The sequence below is a fragment of the Vibrio agarivorans genome, from assembly GCF_030409635.1.
GTDB classification, from domain to species: Bacteria; Pseudomonadota; Gammaproteobacteria; order Enterobacterales; family Vibrionaceae; genus Vibrio; species Vibrio agarivorans.
Genome location: NZ_JAUFQF010000002.1, coordinates 193,633 through 213,172, shown reverse-complemented (window position 1 = coordinate 213,172; position 19,540 = coordinate 193,633). Strand labels below are relative to the sequence as shown.

The following is a 19,540-nucleotide window of genomic DNA, read 5'->3' as shown; positions in this document are numbered from 1 at the left end:
AATTGACTGTTAGATTGAGATTAGAATTTAAAATATTCACTCCAAATAACACGAATAATAGCTGATGTTTATATTGCTCATAAGTATGTTTTTGGGTTTAAATATTCACAAGGATGATGAGAGTTGCTGTAATTTGATACTTTGGTTCAATTAGCAGCAATTAACTTGGAATATATACCTAACTAATACTAAGGTTTTTATACTTCCGAAGTGAAAGGGAAGTTTATATTCTAATAAAGAAAGGGTGTCTCATGAAATCATCAAACGTCATGTCGCTAAGTACGCTTGCACTTTGTGTATTTATGGCTTTGCCAGCACAAAGCGCCTCTGGTACAAAAGACAATACTCATCTACTCAATGCAATACAAGGGATTGAAGAACATCAGATTAAATTGCAGGCAATTAAGAGAAATCTGTTTAATTTAACTGAAGATGGTCAGGCTAAAGGGGACGAGACTAGCCTGGATAATATTACCTGGAACCCGAGTCATGATTCAGTCAACTTTGCAGCAACCTATGGTGTCAATTATTCCATATTGCCAGGGAACTACTCTTTTGGTAACGGTAAAGTAAATAATAGTGTCGGTATCATTGGTGAAAACAAAAATCAACGTTACCTATTCTTAGCGACGAACCCGCAAAATATTGCAAGATTTGACCGCGAGGTGAATGACGACTTTTGGTCGTTCTATAATAATGCCCTTGATTGGCTTATTGGTAAAAGCAGACAAGAAATTCTCGCAGATAAAATAAACGTGGTTATTGCGCATCATGATGAAAGCTATTGGTTTAAAGAAGATAGTAAGCTTAAAGAGTGGTTAGGTGAGGAGTTTGGTGAAAGCGTTGCCTATAATGAGGGAGTATTTAGTTGTAATGGGCAAGCATTGAGTTCATGTATTGATGCTGATACAGACTTGCTGATTCTGTCTAGTCACTATAACCCTGAAGACGATATAGGTGTGGTTTACGAGCAGGTAAAAAGAGCCGAAGCTTTGGGTATACCACTGCTATTTACGAATCACTTCAGAGATAAGAACGAACTGAGCATACCGATTTTTGAACACTATGCTATTCGCTCAGTGAGCAAAAACTATTGGGCACAAACGGGACTAAATAGTTACGATCCTACTGCAGATTATGAGGCAATCGACGAGAGTATCGCTCCGACTTACCAGTTACTGACACATCTACGAGACAATAGTTTCAGCTTTGATATTTCAGAGTGTCAGGGTTCTTGCAATAGTGATGTTTATAATGAGGAGTTTAAACAAGGTGTTGATGACATACACAATTGGGTGAATCAACTGGATAGTAACAAAATCAATATATTTGAGAGTGATCTACCTGCTTACCTGAAGGCAATTATTCTATTAGCCGACGACTATCGCCAAAATATCACCTACCCAATGAGTTATGATACGACAGAGACCTTAGCGTTCTTACAGGCTTATTTTGCTGATCATGTGATTCACAACTATCGAATCAATACACCGGCTCAACCTGACTTAGGTAATTTTAGTCGCAGTGATTTTAGTCATATAATTCCAGATAATAAAGGCGTTGAACTTGTTAATCATGGTGGCTTTAAGTCTACAGGTGCTTATGCTCTTCCTGGTCAAACGGTTACAGTTAAACGCCAAGATAGCTCAAGTGATATAGAAGCAAAGGTATTTGTGAATACTCAACGTAGCACTTCAACAAAAGAGTTTGAACAAAATGGTTACAAGCGTCCTAAATTCTTGCGCTCCACTGCTATTCCGATTGAGCCAGGTGAAACGATTCAATTTACTTCACCTTATGGTGGCCCAATACAAGTAGAGATGTCTGGAACGAAAGAGACTCCGATTGCGCTTTTGTTCTCGAATGTTGGCGAGCATCCGCATTATCCAGGTTGGGGAGACTCTAGTTATTTTGAGCAAGAGTTAAGTAAAAACGAGTTCGACTGGGCTGAAATTTCGACTAACCATTTTGAAGTACACTCCACGGCAATGAAAATGGGCATTACTATGGCCAATCCGGTTTTTGATAATGGTAATGAGCTAATTAATGCAGTTGAAAGATATACTCATAACTACCCGCACGTATTGGCAGGTTACCAAGGTCCAGGTATTGATGAAGTTCCTGAAATTATTGATTGGGCGAAATCTAAAGGCTTAGAGGTACGTACACAACACCATACTAAGCACATGAATGCTGATCAAGCGACATGTGGTGCTGGATGCTCAGGAAACCCGTATGATGCGAATTGGCCTTTTGACCCAGTTGGACATGGTGATATTCATGAACTTGGACATGGATTGGAAAAGAGTCGTCTCCGCTTCACTGGCTTTACCGGGCATAGTGCGACTAACTTTTACGCCTATTACAGCAAGTCAATGTTCCGTGCAAACACAGGAAAACTGACAGAGTGCTCAAACTTAAACAGTGATGTCTATTTCTCCCACTTACAGGAAGCGTTCCATCAAAACGATCCTTCGGCCTACATGGCCAGCTTAAATCTAGGTAGTGATTGGCGCGCTGGGCCTGCACTCTATCTACAGATGATGATGCAAATTGAAGAGAATGGACTGCTACAAAATGGCTGGCACTTATACCCTCGTCTTCACATATTACTTCGCGAGTATGAAGAGGCAGTAAGAAGTGATGAAAACTGGATACACTATCGAGATAAAATTGGCCTGAGCATTTTTGAAAGAGAAGAAGCAAAGTCGTTGAGTCAAAATGACTGGTTAGCGATTGCGATTGCTTATGCATCAGGTATGGATTTTACCCCAGTGATTGAAAGTTGGGGGCAGGAAGTAACAGATGAGGCTAAGAGCCAAATAGCAACGTTTGCTCTCCCTATAGCGGATGCTAATAAATATTATCGATATGAGAGTGATCAATATTGTGACTCGTTAGATCATGACACACTGCCAATTGATGGTTCAACCCGCTGGAGCGGTATGAAACTTGAGGGAGTGAATGTCGCATTAAACAAGCCTGTTTCAGCATCATCTGAGCATAGTGACAAACACTCTAGGAGCAAAATAAATGATGATGATACGGGGACTTACTATCATACCAAATGGGGTTATAGCCATTGGCTCGAGATAGACCTAGAAGAGTTGCTGAACATCGATCAACTATTACTGACTAATCGAAATAAGTATGATTCGAATACCATTAATGGCGCGACAATTAGCTTATTGGATAACGAAAGGTCAACGGTTTGGTCGCAACCTTCACTCTATTTCGAATCATTGGGTGAAGCTCAACTCTTTGAGTTTACCAGTGGAGAGCTGCCAGAGAGTGGTGTTCGATATATTCGCTTAGAGCTGAATAAGGCTGGGAATATGGCTTTAGGTGAGATTGAAGCTTTTGTGAAACAGTAATGACTATAACCGAAAAAGCGCCAAGGCTGGGGGCCTTGGCGCTTTTTTATAACAAGATTAACGAATTACTTGCCTTCTTCGGCAGGAACGAAGTGAACTTCTTCTTCCTTTTCACCCGCGAGTGGGTCGTTAAAGCGATCTCTATCTAGCGCGCCCTCTGAGTGCGCAACGATGACAGAAGCGGCACTGTCACCTGTGATGTTTACAGCGGTACGAATCATATCCAGTAGACGGTCAACACCCATAATCAGAGCGATACCTTCTAGTGGTAGGCCAACTTGGTTAAGAACCATCGCTAGCATGATAAGACCAACACCAGGAACGCCCGCAGTACCAACAGAAGCCAGAGTTGCGGTTAGGATAACAGCTAGGTAATCACCCATCGTAAGGTCGATGTTAAACGCTTGCGCGATAAATGCGGTAGCAACACCTTGCATGATGGCCGTGCCATCCATGTTCACTGTTGCACCAAGAGGCACAGTGAATGATGCTACGCGGTTTTTCACACCTAGACGGTTTTTCACTGTCTCAAGCGTGACGGGAATCGTCGCGTTTGATGATGCCGTAGAGAAGGCGAACATGATCGCATCTTCCATCTTACGCAAGAAGAGCGTTGGGCTCAGACCCGTAATGCTTTTCAATAGTACACCGTAGGTCACTAGACCGTGAAGCAGTAGTGTACCGGTTAGAACAAGGAAGTATCCACCTAAACTCCAGATAGCGCCAAGACCAAGACCAGAGAACAGTTTTGCCATTAGGAAGAACACGCCGAACGGTGCGATGTTCATTAATAGCGCAACAAGCTTCATGATCACTTCATTTAGGTCAGAGAAAGCGTTAGCAACACGTTTACCTGGTTCACCCGCAGCACTGATTGCAATACCAAATAAAATGGCGAAGACAATAATTTGGAGGGTATTACCCTGTGCCATAGAAGCAATTGGGTTTTTAGGGAACATGTTAATCACAACTTGGCCAAGAGACGGCGCTTCAGCAGATTGGAAGCTTGCTGCCGCTGTCAGGTCTGCACCTGCACCAGGTTGGAATAGGTTGCCCATCGTCAATGCAAGGGTAATCGCTACTGCTGTTGTAATGAGGTAGAAGCCAAGCGTTTTACCACCCATACGGCCCAGGGTTGTAATATCTTGTAGAGAGCTTGTACCGCATACAAGAGAAACGAAAATCAGTGGCACAACCAGCATTTGTAAGCTGGAGATAAAGATTTGTCCACCGACTTCAAAAAGACCATTCACGAGATAGTCGTGAATGAAGCTGACATCAGCCAAGAAATTTTGAATAAAAAATCCAGTAAGAATACCGGTAACCATCCCCAGGATTACACGGCCAGTAAGCGACATTGGTTGCTTGGTATTCATCAAGAACACTCCTTATAGTTTTAACCTTGATTCATTCAAAGTGCGCCCGAGGTTAGCAGCAGTTAATTGCAAAGAGCGTGACGAAAAAAAAAGATGTGATCTGGATCTTGTAAAAAAACGGTGTTTTAACGAAGTTAAAAAGCACTCGTAAAGAGTTGTTAACGCAAATTACGTGCTAGCAACTGGATTTAAAGTTTAGGTTACATGATGAGAGTATTCGTCAGTCTTAGCTTGGCCTTTTCAGTCAAAATTCAGACCATAGTCAAAGAAAATACGGGATATTCTTAGTTCAAAAGTTGAGGAAAACACACCCACCTATTATTTGGGTGAATAGGGAATATAAATGCAAGGAAAACCGATAAACTATCGCCCCGATGTGGATGGCTTGAGAGCGGTTGCCGTATTAGTGGTGGTATTGTTTCACGCAGGCTTTGAGCAGTTGAGTGGCGGCTATATCGGCGTTGATGTCTTCTTCGTTATATCCGGTTATGTGATTATGCTCAGCTTACTGCATATGCTTGATAATGGGACATTCTCTATCACCGAGTTCTATTATCGACGTGCCAAACGGATTATGCCGGCACTGTTTTTTACCTTGTTGCTTACAACCGTTGTGGCTCACGCTCTGTTTCTTCCTGAGCTTTATCATCAATACCTTCAATCACTTGTTGCTTCTTTAACGTTTATTTCGAACCTTTTTTTCTGGAAAACAACCAACTATTTTGGGTCTGCTGCTGAGCTTAAACCGCTGCTTCATACTTGGTCTTTGTCTCTTGAAGAGCAGTATTACATCTTTGCGCCTATTTATGTCGCAGCCGTTTATCGATGGCTTAACAAGAACTGGTATCTAGCGCTCTATCCACCGCTGATTGCGAGCTTTGCTTTGAGTTGGTTTTTGATGGATAAAGCCGCTTCAGCCAATTACTTCTTGTTACCAACACGAGGTTGGGAGATTTTGCTGGGTGCTGTGTTAGCCGCCGCGCCACCGTTTAAGTTACGAACGGCTTTTGCAGCAAACCTGCTCGGGGTCATCGGTCTCGTCGCGATTGTATCTGCCGCCGTGCTTTATGACAAAGACACTGCTTTTCCCGGCTTGAGTGCACTGTTACCATGTTTGGGAGCGGCAGCGATTATAGCGTCTGGTTCGTTTTCCAATACTCAGCCTAGTTGGGTGCAACGCGGGTTGGCGCTAAAGCCTGTGGTGTATGTAGGCTTGCTGTCTTATTCTCTCTACTTAGTGCACTGGCCCATTACGGTGTTCTTTAAGTATTATCGCCTAGCACCGCTGTCAGTGTGGGACTCGCTAATGGTGATCGCGCTAAGCTTCACTTTTGCTATGGCAAGTTATTACTGGGTCGAGCAACCCATACGTCGACGCAAAGTGCTGTCACGCAAACAGGTGTTTTCGATATCGGGAGCGGGTATTGCTTCTTTTGTTACCTTCGCTATCACTGTGCAAGTTGTGAGTGTGGAGCGTCAACCGACAGAATTGCTGGCAACGTCCCAACCAACCTCTGACCCCTGTTTTTTGATGAATGCCAAACACTACCCTGACTGGGACTATAAGGAATGTACCCTCGTTGACTCGCCAAAGGGGGAGCGGGTTCTGATGTGGGGTGATTCCTTCTTGAACCATTACACCAAAGGGTTTGAATCACTAGCGAAGCATCAACAGTTGACACTGATTAAGTATGCCTCCGCCGGCTGTCCGCCTATCATGACGTTTGAATCTTTCGCGTTACCGTATTGCGATGAGTTTAATCGTAATGCACTTGAGCTAATCGAAGCGCTTGATATTGATGTGGTCTTTCTCTCGGCTAAATGGAGCGATCATCAAAAGGCGGGTCTTGATCGCCTGACGTCGACTCTAGAGAAGCTGGATAACCTAGGGGTACGTTATTTGGTGTTTGGTCAATCGCCACAGTTTATTACTGATGTGTCGATTATTGATGACCAAAAAGGGCAGGGAAAAGCCTCGAACGCTTGGCCGAATACAATAAAAGAGGCGATAAACCAAGAGCTTGAGTTTATTATCACCAGCGGTGACTTCATCAACCCTATGCCCTCTTTATGTGAGGCCGGCGTCTGTGAATACAAACTGAATGGTGAGATGCTATTTAGTGACTATGGGCACCTATCGCAGCAGGGCTCGTTAGTGGTGGTGAATACTCTCACTAATGATATAGCGCGCTGGCTAAAGCAGTGAGCCAAAGGCTGTAACCTTCAATGTAAAAAAAGCGCAGAGACGATAAAATCAATCTCTGCGCTTTTTGTTCTGTTTATGTCAGTTCGTCAGTCAACCAGCCTAACAGTTTAAACAATAAACTTGTTAAGTGACGATGATTGCTCTTCGACCAGGCGAGTTTGTTCGTCGACTAAGTTTGAAGTCTCTTGCGAGCGCTCTGCAACTTGGCTTGATAGATCCTTGATGTTGACCGTGTTACCATTAATCTCTTCAGCGACCAAGCTCTGCTCTTCTGCCGCTGATGCGATCTGAATGTTCATTTCAGTGATCTGTGAGATCGCTTCTTTAATGCTGTGCAGTGATTGGTTGGCTGTGTGAGCCTGCTCGACGGTATCAATCGCTAAGTTATAGCTCTGTGACATAGCAGAGGCAGCTGTGTTAGCACCGGCTTGTAGCTGCTCAATCATGTTGCGAATCTCAGTTGTTGATTCTGTCGTGCGCTGCGCCAACGTGCGAACCTCGTCAGCAACTACCGCAAAGCCGCGGCCAGATTCACCCGCGCGAGCGGCTTCAATTGCAGCATTCAATGCCAGCAAGTTGGTTTGATCAGCAATGCCATTAATGACACTAACAATAGATTCAATGTTCTCAGTCGATGACTCGAGTTCACGCACAGTATTGGACGCTTGCTCCATCTGATGAGCGAGCGTCTGAATCGACTCTGAGGTGTTTGAAACAATGCTGTTGCCCTCTTCTGCTGCTGAGTCAGCTGCCTGAGCGGCTTGAGCCGCATTTTGCGCATTTTCCGCAACCAACGAACAGGTCGTCGACATTTCGTTCATCGCAGTAGCAAGTTGCTCCACTTCTAGTACCTGAGTATTGAGAAGTTGACGTGAATCGTTTGCTGCAACGTGAGTTGACTCTGATACGTGGGTGATATTGTGCGCCGTTTGCTGACTGTCTTTGATCAGATCTTGAATTTTACCAACAAAGTTGTTGAAGCTTTTGGCTAGTAAACTGAACTCTTCATCGGTGTTAGTATCAAGGCGCTTAGTGAGATCTCCATCGCCGCTGGCTACGTTGTCCATCGCTGCGCCGAGTTCACGTAATGGGCTTGTCAACCAAAGTAAGATATAGAAAAATAGTCCTAGAGCGATAGCGACTAGCGTCGTTGCAGTAATCACAGAGTTGTTGCGCATCTCATCAAGAGGTAGATAGGTTTTCTCGTGATCAACGATCATGCCCACGTACCAATCAGTTTGAGCCACAGGATGGAAGTCAAGATAGTGAGCTCGACCATCAACGTCAAATATCGACAATTCTGAGCTGATCACCCCCCCAGGAATGTAGCTCGTCAGCGGTTGACCGTTTAAGCGGCTGTTTGGATGGCCGATGATAGTGCCATTTTGGTCAACGATAAACAGTGTGCTGTATGGCACATCCGCTTGGTTCACTATCTCAGAGAGGGTGTTTAAGTTGATGTCAAAGAAAGTGGCACCATGAAGTCGCCCGGCTTGATAAACCGGTTGAGATACCGAGATAAGGATGTTGCCTGTTCCCTCATCAACATAGGGCTCTGTTACTGTACGCTGACGCTCATTTTTCGCCTGCATATACCAAGGGCGTTGACGTGAATCCCAATCAGACGGTGGGATCCAGTTGTTATCATTGTGAACAATGGAGCCATCGCTTTCATAGCCAATCCCCGCTGTGACAAACACATTTTGCAACTGATTTTGATTAAAAATCGTTGTCGCATTATCACGCGAAGTATTCACAACCAGCTCAGAAAGGTAGTCTGCAAACTGAAACTTACCTTCCATTGTTGCCGTAAGTGTGTCGGCAACTTGCTCTAGTGAGATATCAATCGTGGTGGCTGTTGACTTCTCAACTTCTTTGCTGAGCGCATTATAATTGATAGCAGACAATAGGCTTAGCGATACCAAGCTAACCAGAGACCCTGCAGCAATAATTTTTGTACGTAATTTCATGAAACCTCAAGTGACTGATTGGTGTTGTTCTCTGCCTGCTATCTGCGCAGCATATTGGCATAGTGTTTTCTAGGAATGATAGATAAATTCAGATCCAACGCGCGATTGTAGAACAAGTCATTATTCCATTTGGAATAATGACTATTCCAATTTAAGCATGCGAATAAAGTAGACTGTAACCGCTTAATATATTACCCCGCGTATTCGCAAAAATTTTAAACACTTTGTGATTTAAGTCAATGCTCAACAGGAATAAAGTCAACAAAAACAATGGCTTATAGATGATGTGAATGCAAGGAAAGAAAAATATAAATAATTAAGCAATATGGAATAGTCACTATTCTATATTTACCAACCCAGCAGGGTATTATCATTTTCAGTAACAATCATTAAGGTGAAATACATCATGTCTGAAGATAGAAAAGACGAACCTTCAAGGAAAGAAGACAAGTTCAGTTTTCTAGGGATGATAAAAGGCATCATCCTGTTTTTGATAAAAGCAGTGGTGATTCTTGGTACATTGGTCGGCTCTTCTTTGCTGCTTGCCAAGCTAGGTAAAATTCACGGTAAAGACTTACCTGAAGAGTACTTCTTAAATGGCTACCCAACCATTTTGCGTCTGCTCGACTCTGAAGTGTTTATGGGTTTTGTCTTCTTCGTGACCGTCGCGATTGTTGTGTACGTCATCTACTTGCTTTGGCAACTGCATGAAGTTGCGGTGCATAAAGCGCACGAAATGTCTTCTGCTCACACCCAAATTGTTTTTGCCCTCTCTTTGTGTGGTTTGTTTATCAACAAGGCATGGTGGGTTTTAGCCATCATTATCGCATTCGCTCGTTGGGATGTATTAGCTGATAGTATTTCGAACATTATTCGTAAAGGTGTGAATCCAGAGAGTAATGACACTAAGTCAACAACAAAAGTAACAGAGGAGTAATCACATGAAAGAGATTATGCTGCCATATATCCTAATTTGTTGGTTACTGGTTAAGTCTGGCTTGGTTCGTTGGACGCTAAAAAATGCCACCGTTATGATTGGTACAGGTTTCTTCCTCGCCTTTATGCTGTTTACTGCGCACCGTTTTTGGTCGCCTGCTGATTTGACGGACAGCACAACAGTTAAAGCACCGCATGCTGTGCTTAGCCCGTTGCTTGGTCAAGAGGTTGAGCGTGTTTTCGTTACTCACAACCAACAAGTGAAAAAAGGCGATTTGATCTACACATTGAAAGATGTGGATACAGACTCTCAAATCCGTGGCCTAGAAGCACAGCGCGCTGCTGCAGAGGCTGAGATTCTTGCAGTTAATCACCAGATTGAGAATGATAAAAAGACGCTTGATCGTCTACAGCGTTTGAATGATTACGCCCAAGAGCAAGAGCGTGACAACATCCGTACTCGAATTGATTCACATGTCGCTAAAATTGCTTCTGCCAATGCGCAAATCAAATCGATTGAAGCTCAGATCGCTACAGCACAGTGGCAAAATGAACGTCGTGAAATTCGTGCACCGTTTGATGGCCAGATGTCCATTGCTAACATTACTGACGGTACGCGCGTAGGTAACATGCACCTTTACGATACCAGTAAAAAGTTTGTGGAGATGCGTATTGCGGATCAAAGCTATAAAGGTATTAAAGCTGGCCAGTTTGCAGAGTTCTATATTGATGCTTACCCGGGTGAAATCTTTCGTGGTCGTGTACACAGTGTGACTGCGGGCACCGGTGAAGCGCGCGTGTCAGTGATTAATGGTACACAACATGTTCGTCAACACGTTGGCAATAACATGGGTACACATGGCCGTACGGTAATCATTGAGTTTGAAGAGCCGGAAGGTTATATCGTTCCTATCGGTGCAACGGGTTCTGGTTGGGTTTCTGCTGAAAAACCTCACCCAATGCTAGGGTTTATGGATATCATTGGTGGTGCAACCGTGCGCTTGAAGTCTTACAAAGCTTATCTATCAGCACTTTAGTGTTAATAGAACCCCTAAATGAAAAAGAGAAGCCTAGGCTTCTCTTTTTCATTTAGGGGTGGGTGGATAAAGTGGCAATTTGGACTGCAGAAACTCATCAACGAGCTCTGAAATAAGCTCAGACAGCCACTGTATCTTGTTTGAGTAACGGCGGGTGGACTTTGTGATCAGTGCTGCGTCAATGTTGAGCTTAAACTGAGGATCTGGCTCTTTCATCGGGTGGTAGGATAAAGTGCAGTAGTTCGTCATTAGCTGCTCCATCAGCCCGTGATGGTCAATGATAATATTGGCTTCTGTATCCGGCAACAAGTGCTGATAATAGTTGGTGTATTCATTTACGCCTGCAACGATAAATTTGACATACTCACCGTCTGTTTTCCCTCTCAAATACCCTGCACTTGAATGGAGCTTCTTTTGATAGAAGTCTTGCGGCTTGTCACTCAAAATGTGCAGGCCAATATCGACATCTTCCTCAAGAATGAGTTGCTCACTATTTCGCGTCCATTGTCGCAAAATAATCGTGGTGTTTGACTCTTGACGAATCCTATCAATGAGCTTTTTCCCGATGTGGATAATGTATGGCTCCACCATATGAATACAGACACTATCTATGTTACGAGGGTTAAACTGTTCAGGCTCCAGCGAAATGCTGACCTGCTCAAGAGCATTTCTCAATTTTCGCTCAATTGATGAAGCATAACTGGTTGGGATTAAACCATTTCGACTTCTAATGAAAAGAGGATCTGCTAACTCTTCGCGAAGCTGCGCCAGTGTTTTTGAAACATAGGATTGAGAGCGCCCAAGCTTTTTTGCTGCTTTTTGAGTGGATTTCGTGTCGAATAGAGCAACAAAGACATGGAGAGCATTAAGATCTTGCATAAACACCTGGGGAAAAATTTGTAAAATCAATATGTCAACCGAAGTTGATTAACAAGTGACCGTTTGTTTGTAATATCGAATATTCTAACTGGAATAATGACTTTTGATAAGATTAGGTTGCGAAAATGTCGGCATGGACAGGTAGTCATTTTCAATCATAACAACCAATCAACATATCAATCGGATGGATATGCTGAGTGAATGCCTAGAAATGCTGATATGACAATTCTGATACAAAAAACCTCCAAAGCAATAATTCTTCTCTCTGCTTTGCATATTTCGACTGTACTTGCTGAAGAGAAACACCATGAAGACCCAACTAAGATTGTCACCAAGGCGGGTGTCAGTTACGCTGATGATTCATGGAAAGTCTCTGGCTCGGTAGGCCTTGATGAGGCACGCATGATCAATGGTCGTGTTAGTACTGACGGTGACGAGTGGCGGATTGGAGGTTCTTGGTTGTTGCCGATGGGGATCGTTAACTTCAACTTCAGTCGCAATGATTATGATGATGGGGCATATCGCAACAACTACAGCATTGGTACTTTTATTCCACTGAGCCACTTTAATATCCAGCCTCTTGGTATTCAGCTGTTCCCGATGGCGGGATATAGCTACAACGATGGAGAGTTCTTTGAACGTCAAGAGAGCAGTGACGATATCTTAGAAGATTATGTGTTAACGCCAAAAGCCTCACACGGTGGTTATGTAGGTATGTTTGGTTTGCGTCCTTTATCAGAAAACTGGTCAATGATGGGCTTTGGTGGCGCGAACAAAGGCTCAGATGACTATAGCGGCTACTGGCTCGGTGGGGGAGTGAGCTATAAGATCAACACCAATCAGTCGTTTAATACGTTTGGTGTTTACAGTGATGATGATTTCGGTAAGCGCGACTTTATCGGTTTCTCATACACTTATGAATTTAAATAGAACTGAGTTTCAGAGACAATAGCTGGGACTGAGCAAGCATAAGAATGGGGCAGTACTCTAATAGTAATGCCCTGATGCTGAGACTAGTTACTTGTTCAAGTTACTTGTTCAAGCGACTTTCGTTTGTAAGTGGCTTAAAACATCCCCCATTGTGGGTAAGATGGCGTGACCTAGCTTTATGACTTCTTGTGAAGGCTCAACCAGGTCAGGGATTTGGAAAGTGGCCATGCCTGCAGCAACCGCCGCTTTGACTCCATTATTCGAATCCTCAAACGCAATACAGTCATTGGCACTGATATTAAGGCGTTGTGCGGCCAGCTGATAGATCTCGGGCGCAGGCTTGCTGTGAGTGACTTCACATCCAGTGGTGATGTTTGCAAAATAGCCATCGAGCCCAGCAAGCTTGAGTTTGACTTCAGCGACATCCTTCTGTGTTGACGTAGCAACGGCGCAAGGAATGTTGTGCTCTTGTAGCCATTCCAGCATTTCAATCACACCAGAACGAACGGGAATCGCTTGGTGTAATACAACCGCGTTGTAGCGTTCACGCCATTCAACGTGGATTTTCTGATAATCGATGTAGGGTGCGTAACCTTCGGTTAAAATTTGATTGATACGCTGTGCATTGCAGCCAATGATCGATAAATAGGTCTCTTTTAAGAAAGGGGCGCCTACGGCATGACAGGCTTGCTCAAAGATCCTCATACACACCTGCTCGGTATCGAGCAAAAGCCCATCCATATCAAAAATTGCTGCTTTAAAGTTCATCAGTATTCACGCACAGTTCAAATCAGTGATCATTGTCGCATATTGCTGATGCCGTCACCAAGGATTAAAACAACGCCTAAGCCTCTAAAAATCTGCATCTACCTGAAAGTGCAGCGGCTCTTTGGTGTAGGGATGCTCAAAGCTGAGACTCTCAGCATGTAAGTAAAGACGCTGGTTCGGCTCACCATATAGCGTGTCGCCGATAATTGGGCTGTCAAAACCCAAGTGATGCGCACAGTGAACCCTTAATTGATGCGTGCGCCCGGTATGGGGGTGCAAATATAAGGTGGTGCCTGCTTCATCGCGTGTTTTTACTTGCCAAGTTGTTAAAGCGTGCTTGCCATGTTCATAACACACCAGTTGACGAGGCCGATCAAATGGATCGCCACGCATTGGCAGTTCGATACGGCCAGTGTCTGCGATATCTTTTCGTGCAATCTTCGCAACATAGCGCTTGCTTACAGTGCGCGAGATAAACTGCTTTTGCAGGCTTTTATTGGCGCGTCTAGTAAGAGCAAACACCAAAATACCAGAGGTCGCCATGTCTAAACGATGGATGACAAAAGGGCCCTCGCAATCAGGATAGTCAGCTTCAAGACGAGTAAACGCAGAATCTTTTATGTGTTTGCCTGGCACGGATAGAAAATTTGCGGGCTTGTTGACAACGACAATCGCATCATCGTGGTAGAGAATTTCCAATGGCTTGTTTTGGGCTGGGTTGATCAGCAGAGGGTTATCATCCACCTCAAGTCCTTGCAGCATGTGGCCTAAGATCGGTTGGCATTTACTTTGGCATGCTGGGTAATATTGCTTGTGCTTACGAATCTCAGATTTGGGTGATGTACCCCACCAGAACTCTGCTAATGCGATAGGCTGTAGATTATTTGAGTAGGCGTAATGCAATAATTTAGGCGCGGCACATTCGCCTGCCCCTGCTGGAGGCGTCGGTGTGCTGGTACCGGCAAAAATATCGACGAGATCTTTGTGCTCGCCCATGCCGTTCAAGAAGCGGTAGCGTTTGAACAGTTGGTGTTGAAGTTGGTTGGACAGTGTCGCGCGTTGTTTTTTTAGCGCAGTAATATCGGCGCGCTTATGGTTAAGTAACTGTTGAGCCTCATCGATTTGTGCTTGCCAGTGCTGCTTTAGGTGCTTGAGGGCATTCTTGTCTGCCACGCTCTCTTTACCGAGTTGCTCAATGAGTTGTTGCTTTTCTGAATCGGTTAAATGCTCTGCGCTTTCACGCGCTAACTTCCGTTGCGCTCTGCGCTCAATGGTCATTTGGCGCAGTGATTCCACTTCGTGTTCGGCTTGCTGGGTTATCACATTGAGCTGTTGACTGAGTTCTGGAAGCGCAATGTCACTTTCAGCTTGGCTCAGAAGCGCCGTGACTTGGTTGATATGCTCCATCTCCTTACGGAAAAAGCCTTGCTCCTCAAGCATATCAAACACCGGAGGCACAAAGCCTTGATGGTGATTGTTATCGTCTATCTTGCCAGAGAATCCTTGCAGGTAGCCCAGATGCCCACTGAAATGACGGACGACTAATACCCCAAACATTTTACCGTTGCTCTGTCTTTCGTCTTCACACTGAAATTGATGCACAAACGGCGTGCCTGGCTGTTGAAGTTGGTCCATCAATGCTTTAGCTGCCAGCGTGGCGATGGCGTGAGGCTGATAAAAAAACGGAAACGTGAACTTTTCTGGTAGCGCTATGTGCTCAGTGGGTTGAGTAAAAGTATGGAAGCAAGCTGGAAACGAAGACATAGGATTATCTGAATTTGGGAGTGTCTAGGTAATTTTAAACGAAAAATGACCGGAGAGACTAGTTAGTTAATCCGTGCCGATAATGAACAATATACGAAAGTGCTAACTATCTTAGATGAGCTTAGTCTTGATATAGCACTTTCATACGGTTGTTCATACTAATTTAACGCTATTGACGATGTTTAAGCCTGTTAAGCTATCTTTACAGTGCAACAGGAGGTAAGTCGTTAGTGCAGCAACGAATTACCCTCAAGATAAATTCGAGCGAAGGAGACGCTTAAATGAAGCAAGAAGAATCGACGGAAATCATACTACTGGCGGATGTCAGTATGCAGTCGAACTTATTTAAAGAGTCTCTAGAGTCTAACTTGCAAGTGATGGTCGAAGTGTTACCGTTTTCAGAGTTAAAACTAGGAATGCACGCTGAAGGTGCGTCTCATTCGTGGGGTGTGAAAGAAAACAGTATTGTGATTCTCGACTACTCAAGCCTCAGTGAAGAAGATGCCAATTTTTATAGTTCATTAAAAGCGGACATTGCTCGGCCGCTTCAGGAAGTCTTGATCAATTGCCCATCAGACATTTCATTCAATGCAATCTTTCGCTGGCGAGACTTAGTGGGGGTCTTCTATCTACAAGATGACCTACGCAACCTAGTGAAAGGGATGACCAAGATCCTCGAAGGGGAAATGTGGTTGTCGCGTAAGCTTGCACAGCAATACATCATGCACTATCGCAATAGTCATAGTGTCAGCACCTCTTCAACCTATCAAAGCCTTACCAAACGCGAAAAACAGATTATCCGTCTATTGGGACACGGAGCGTCAAATCACCAGATAGCGGATGAACTGTTTGTCAGTGAAAACACGGTCAAAACCCACCTGCACAATATTTTTAAAAAGATAAATGCAAAAAATCGACTACAAGCTCTTCTTTGGGCCAATAACAATATTGGTATGGAAGAGTTAAGTTAACAATAACCATATTTAAATTAAGTATAATTACGTTTTAGGCGGTTGTTTCTTAGTTCAATAGTTTATGTTAGTAAAGATAAAATACTGCGATAGTTCTGGTTCATTCTTGCTTTATAAACGCAAATATTTCTCAACTCTGAGATGCCGTTTATTTGTCAATACTAATCACTTTGATTCATAGTTTGATATCGATATATTTAGCACCTATCTGCTACTTTTAGTGCTAGAAAGGAATGAAGGGAAAAATTACCCCTACATCGATTGGATTATAAATTATGGACAATACTTATCATATGCCGTTGGCTCAGGCGTTATCCCAGGCGGAAGTGGTACAACCCTCCGTTTTCCTTGTCACACAAAGCAGTTTACAGAGCGAAAATTTCCGCCGAATGCTGCAAGACAAAACTCAAATGTTGATTGAGATTCTCCCGACATCAACCTCACTTTCAGATTTTTCATTCCCGTCTAACAGTATCGTCATTATTGATATCGCTTCCACAGGGCTTGACCATAGTTGTTGTGAGGTCTTGCGTAATAGTGAATCAGTGGCAGGGACAGTGTTATTGAACCATGAAGGTGAAATGGACGTGAATGAAGTATTGAGGTGGCGCTCTCTACGCGGCTCTTTTTCAGCACAGGACTCTTTGGAGCATGTTTGTAACGGTTTGTGCGCTATCTCGAAGGGTGAAAACTGGCTACCGAGGAAGCTCGTAGATATGCTCATTAATCACTATGAAAATAGTGTGACTCAAGTAGAGAAAGATGATTGCCTGGCCGCAGAATTAACTCGACGAGAGTTGGAAATATTAGAATCCCTTAAATCAGGAGGCTCTAATATAGAAATTGCAGACTCTCTGTTTGTCAGTGAGCATACAATTAAGTCACACCTGTACAATATCTTTAAAAAGCTAGAGGTTAAAAATAGAACGCAAGCGATGTCTTGGGCAAAGAAAAATCTCTGATATTTTTTGAACAATGGTTTTCTCAACAATAGATAATCACCCGAAGATTAATTCATTTGCAGGTGATTATCTTTGTTTTTGGTTATAATTAAGCAGTGGCTAATTTACTGTTGGGCTAAATTAAACGTGCGTTTGAATTTTCTTATGCCTCGACTAATTTGTTGAACGGTAAATAACCCAGAGCCGGCGATGCTTTTAACTACACGATACCCAGGGCGATGGAAGTGAGTTTGGTAGTGAAACCCTTGCCTATCAATGATGAACGTTTCTGGCACTTGCCCTTCAATAAGCTCAAACGACATTAGGTTTTTCTCACATATTAGGTGATAGTAAGCCACTTCTTTCCCGTCATTTAAGGTGACTTTACCCGGCGCGACGTTGATGAACTCCCTTACATATATCTTTTCTTTGATTACAGGCTCGCTAAAGTACGCGTCGATGTCACCATTTAGGTGGCTCTTTTTCACCACCCAAGTAAATGATTGCTGATCATCGAGTTCAAAAATGCTTTCGCCATTTCTTAAATCAGAATATAAGTGATGACACTCATCAAATGCCGTGTGATTCGATGTTTCCAGTGCTTCTCGCCAAAACCGACTCTGCTGATAGAGTGTCCGCATTTTGGGGCTATTTTTTATGATGCACAGTGAGCCACTAAGCCAGTAGGGAAGAAAACTGACGATGTCTTTATCTTGCCAGTTATGCGGTAAAAATTGAGGGATATCGCCATACACAACATCAATATCGCCAAATCCCCAATGGCTATAGGATTGCAGCTCTTCTCGAAATACTTCACCCCACGTAGGTTTAAAGTCACACAGTTTAATGGGATGATTAATATTAGTTTTTATCCCAAGGCTGTTTTCTATTCTCTCTGCAAGCATCGGCAAAGTGGTTGGAATCACCTTAAAATTACTTGGCAACTGTTCATTGATGACAATGTCAGTAAAAAACAGCACGTCTATATAAGGTGTATTTTTCAAGCTATTGATATAAAGGTTAAAGTAGTTAGGTAGCTTTCCAAAGTATGGAATCACCACAGCGATTTTTTGCATCTGAACAGTCCTTGTACAGCGTTTAGTAGTCTGAATCTCTGAATGATCGATTCAAAGAGATCAAAATAGGGTTAAGTAGATAGTCAGCTACCGTTCGTTTATCTAGCAAGATAAGCACTTCAGCTGGCATGCCAGGATAGAGTTTTACGGGGTGATCTTGCTCTAGCGTTTGGGCGTCGATTTTTACGTTAATGGTATAGCTCGAAGTGTCGTCTTTTTCATTCAGTATGCTGTCAGCAGAAATATAGACCACCTCGCCTTTAAGAGGGAGAGTACGCCGGTAGTTGTAGGAAGTCAGGCGAATTTCAGCGGTTTGACCTATGGCGAGGGTATCAATGTCGGTGGGGTCGACACTTGCTTCTACGATAAGCTCTCCATCTACGGGAACGATCTCGACAATCACTTCACCACTATCGACAATACCGCCTAGTGTGTTCACATGTAACTCGACCACTTTGCCGTTGATTGGGCTTGCAACCTTGGTGCGAGCAAGCTCTTCAATGGCTTGCTGCTCACGTTCTTTGAGCTCGATGACGTCGTGTTCCGCTTCTTCTAGTTCTTCTGACGCCTCTTTGATGAACTCAAGGCGAATATTGGTAATGGTTTGCGCCGCCTCAGCAATAATTAAGTCTTGGCGTTGAATAGCAGAATCATAATCATCAATGCTGCGTTGCATATCGAGTCGCTCGCGCTGAGAATACAGGAGTTGGTCTTTTGAGGCATAGCCCTGCTTAGAGAGCTTTGAAAGCATGTTTACTTGCTCGTCTAACAACGCCATTGCCTTGCGGTCTGTTTTAGCGCGAGAGAGATAAGAGGTTAAATTTTGTTTAGCTTGTTGCATGCGTTTTTCAGCCACGTTGGTCAACCCGTCAAGCGATTCCAACCTGATCTGCATTAGCTTCGTCTGTGTGTCTACCGCTTGCTGAGCGAGTATGTCATCCACCAGAAGGTCTGAATGATACTCTATATGGCGTTGCTCTTTGACTTCTGATTGTAGGCGATTGTACTTCGCAAGCGCATTAAGGTATCGCGAGCGAACTTGTAGATATTGTGTTTTTGCGCGAGTTGAGTTAAGTGTTACCAGTTGTGAGCCTTTTTCTACTAAATCGCCCTCTTTAACATGAATTTCTTCAATGATTCCGCCTTCAAGGTGTTGAATTTTTTTACGTTTTCCTTCCACGATAAGCTGACCAGGCGCGATGGCGGCGCTACTCAAAGGTGCCGAATATATCCATGAGAATGTTAGGCCTGCACCGATAATCAAAAGCGTAAGCCCAACAGTAATCCAGTAGTTTATTCCTGATTTCATTAT

At 43.6% G+C, this 19,540-nt stretch carries 14 protein-coding genes; 7 read left to right on the top strand and 7 right to left on the bottom strand.

Annotated features, from left to right (window positions below; genetic code table 11):
- Positions 1-251: 251 nt before the first annotated feature.
- Positions 252-3,374, top strand: a complete 3,123-nt coding sequence (locus QWZ05_RS06535; RefSeq protein ID WP_290297412.1) for an ImpA family metalloprotease — start codon at positions 252-254, stop codon at positions 3,372-3,374.
- A gap of 65 nt (positions 3,375-3,439) precedes the next feature.
- On the opposite strand, the gene QWZ05_RS06530 is transcribed toward QWZ05_RS06535, so the two are convergent.
- Positions 3,440-4,750, bottom strand: a complete 1,311-nt coding sequence (locus QWZ05_RS06530; RefSeq protein WP_290297410.1) for a dicarboxylate/amino acid:cation symporter — start codon at positions 4,748-4,750, stop codon at positions 3,440-3,442.
- A 343-nt stretch (positions 4,751-5,093) separates the two neighbouring features.
- Between QWZ05_RS06530 and QWZ05_RS06525 the strand changes: the two genes are divergently transcribed.
- Positions 5,094-6,956, top strand: coding sequence for an acyltransferase family protein (locus QWZ05_RS06525; protein ID WP_290297408.1), 1,863 nt, complete (start codon positions 5,094-5,096; stop codon positions 6,954-6,956).
- A gap of 107 nt (positions 6,957-7,063) precedes the next feature.
- Here QWZ05_RS06525 and QWZ05_RS06520 read toward each other — a convergent pair whose 3' ends face one another.
- Positions 7,064-8,926, bottom strand: a complete 1,863-nt coding sequence (locus tag QWZ05_RS06520) for a methyl-accepting chemotaxis protein (protein WP_290297406.1) — start codon at positions 8,924-8,926, stop codon at positions 7,064-7,066.
- A gap of 466 nt (positions 8,927-9,392) precedes the next feature.
- On the opposite strand from QWZ05_RS06520, the gene QWZ05_RS06515 reads away from it, so the two are divergent.
- Positions 9,393-9,863, top strand: coding sequence for a magnesium transporter (locus QWZ05_RS06515; protein WP_289963890.1), 471 nt, complete (start codon positions 9,393-9,395; stop codon positions 9,861-9,863).
- A gap of 4 nt (positions 9,864-9,867) precedes the next feature.
- Entirely contained in the window at positions 9,868-10,899 is a 1,032-nt protein-coding gene (locus tag QWZ05_RS06510; protein WP_290297404.1) for an HlyD family secretion protein, read from the top strand.
- 48 nt (positions 10,900-10,947) lie between these two features.
- Here QWZ05_RS06510 and QWZ05_RS06505 read toward each other — a convergent pair whose 3' ends face one another.
- Entirely contained in the window at positions 10,948-11,778 is an 831-nt protein-coding gene (locus tag QWZ05_RS06505) for a LysR family transcriptional regulator (protein WP_290297402.1), read from the bottom strand.
- A gap of 219 nt (positions 11,779-11,997) precedes the next feature.
- Here QWZ05_RS06505 and QWZ05_RS06500 point away from each other — a divergent pair, with 219 nt between their 5' ends.
- The gene (locus QWZ05_RS06500) at positions 11,998-12,708 is read left to right on the top strand and encodes a hypothetical protein (RefSeq protein ID WP_290297400.1); all 711 of its coding nucleotides are present in this window, start codon (positions 11,998-12,000) and stop codon (positions 12,706-12,708) included.
- Positions 12,709-12,816: 108 nt separating this feature from the next.
- On the opposite strand, the gene QWZ05_RS06495 is transcribed toward QWZ05_RS06500, so the two are convergent.
- Together QWZ05_RS06495 and QWZ05_RS06490 are read right to left on the bottom strand one after the other, a co-directional pair.
- Entirely contained in the window at positions 12,817-13,476 is a 660-nt protein-coding gene (locus QWZ05_RS06495) for an HAD family hydrolase (protein ID WP_264876112.1), read from the bottom strand.
- Between the two features lie 84 nt (positions 13,477-13,560).
- Positions 13,561-15,240, bottom strand: coding sequence for a pseudouridine synthase (locus QWZ05_RS06490; RefSeq protein WP_290297397.1), 1,680 nt, complete (start codon positions 15,238-15,240; stop codon positions 13,561-13,563).
- 281 nt (positions 15,241-15,521) lie between these two features.
- On the opposite strand from QWZ05_RS06490, the gene QWZ05_RS06485 reads away from it, so the two are divergent.
- Both QWZ05_RS06485 and QWZ05_RS06480 read left to right on the top strand, forming a co-directional pair.
- Positions 15,522-16,211 (top strand): LuxR C-terminal-related transcriptional regulator, encoded by a 690-nt coding sequence (locus tag QWZ05_RS06485; protein ID WP_264876110.1) that lies wholly within the window; start codon positions 15,522-15,524, stop codon positions 16,209-16,211.
- Positions 16,212-16,486: 275 nt separating this feature from the next.
- Positions 16,487-17,173, top strand: a complete 687-nt coding sequence (locus QWZ05_RS06480; RefSeq protein ID WP_290297394.1) for a LuxR C-terminal-related transcriptional regulator — start codon at positions 16,487-16,489, stop codon at positions 17,171-17,173.
- A 104-nt stretch (positions 17,174-17,277) separates the two neighbouring features.
- Here the strand turns inward: QWZ05_RS06480 and QWZ05_RS06475 are convergent, their stop codons facing one another.
- Complete coding sequence (locus tag QWZ05_RS06475) at positions 17,278-18,228, bottom strand: DUF6625 family protein (RefSeq protein ID WP_290297392.1); 951 nt, start codon at positions 18,226-18,228, stop codon at positions 17,278-17,280.
- Between the two features lie 22 nt (positions 18,229-18,250).
- Positions 18,251-19,537 (bottom strand): HlyD family type I secretion periplasmic adaptor subunit, encoded by a 1,287-nt coding sequence (locus QWZ05_RS06470; RefSeq protein ID WP_290297390.1) that lies wholly within the window; start codon positions 19,535-19,537, stop codon positions 18,251-18,253.
- Positions 19,538-19,540 lie beyond the last annotated feature (3 nt).

Coding starts and splice junctions, on each gene's coding strand:
- QWZ05_RS06510 (WP_290297404.1), top strand. CDS start 9,868: ATGAAAGAGATTATGCTGCCATATATCCTAATTTGTTGGTTACTGGTT.
- QWZ05_RS06530 (WP_290297410.1), bottom strand. CDS start 4,750: ATGAATACCAAGCAACCAATGTCGCTTACTGGCCGTGTAATCCTGGGG.
- QWZ05_RS06520 (WP_290297406.1), bottom strand. CDS start 8,926: ATGAAATTACGTACAAAAATTATTGCTGCAGGGTCTCTGGTTAGCTTG.
- QWZ05_RS06480 (WP_290297394.1), top strand. CDS start 16,487: ATGGACAATACTTATCATATGCCGTTGGCTCAGGCGTTATCCCAGGCG.
- QWZ05_RS06505 (WP_290297402.1), bottom strand. CDS start 11,778: ATGCAAGATCTTAATGCTCTCCATGTCTTTGTTGCTCTATTCGACACG.
- QWZ05_RS06490 (WP_290297397.1), bottom strand. CDS start 15,240: ATGTCTTCGTTTCCAGCTTGCTTCCATACTTTTACTCAACCCACTGAG.
- QWZ05_RS06515 (WP_289963890.1), top strand. CDS start 9,393: ATGATAAAAGGCATCATCCTGTTTTTGATAAAAGCAGTGGTGATTCTT.
- QWZ05_RS06500 (WP_290297400.1), top strand. CDS start 11,998: ATGACAATTCTGATACAAAAAACCTCCAAAGCAATAATTCTTCTCTCT.
- QWZ05_RS06495 (WP_264876112.1), bottom strand. CDS start 13,476: ATGAACTTTAAAGCAGCAATTTTTGATATGGATGGGCTTTTGCTCGAT.
- QWZ05_RS06475 (WP_290297392.1), bottom strand. CDS start 18,228: ATGCAAAAAATCGCTGTGGTGATTCCATACTTTGGAAAGCTACCTAAC.
- QWZ05_RS06485 (WP_264876110.1), top strand. CDS start 15,522: ATGAAGCAAGAAGAATCGACGGAAATCATACTACTGGCGGATGTCAGT.
- QWZ05_RS06535 (WP_290297412.1), top strand. CDS start 252: ATGAAATCATCAAACGTCATGTCGCTAAGTACGCTTGCACTTTGTGTA.
- QWZ05_RS06470 (WP_290297390.1), bottom strand. CDS start 19,537: ATGAAATCAGGAATAAACTACTGGATTACTGTTGGGCTTACGCTTTTG.
- QWZ05_RS06525 (WP_290297408.1), top strand. CDS start 5,094: ATGCAAGGAAAACCGATAAACTATCGCCCCGATGTGGATGGCTTGAGA.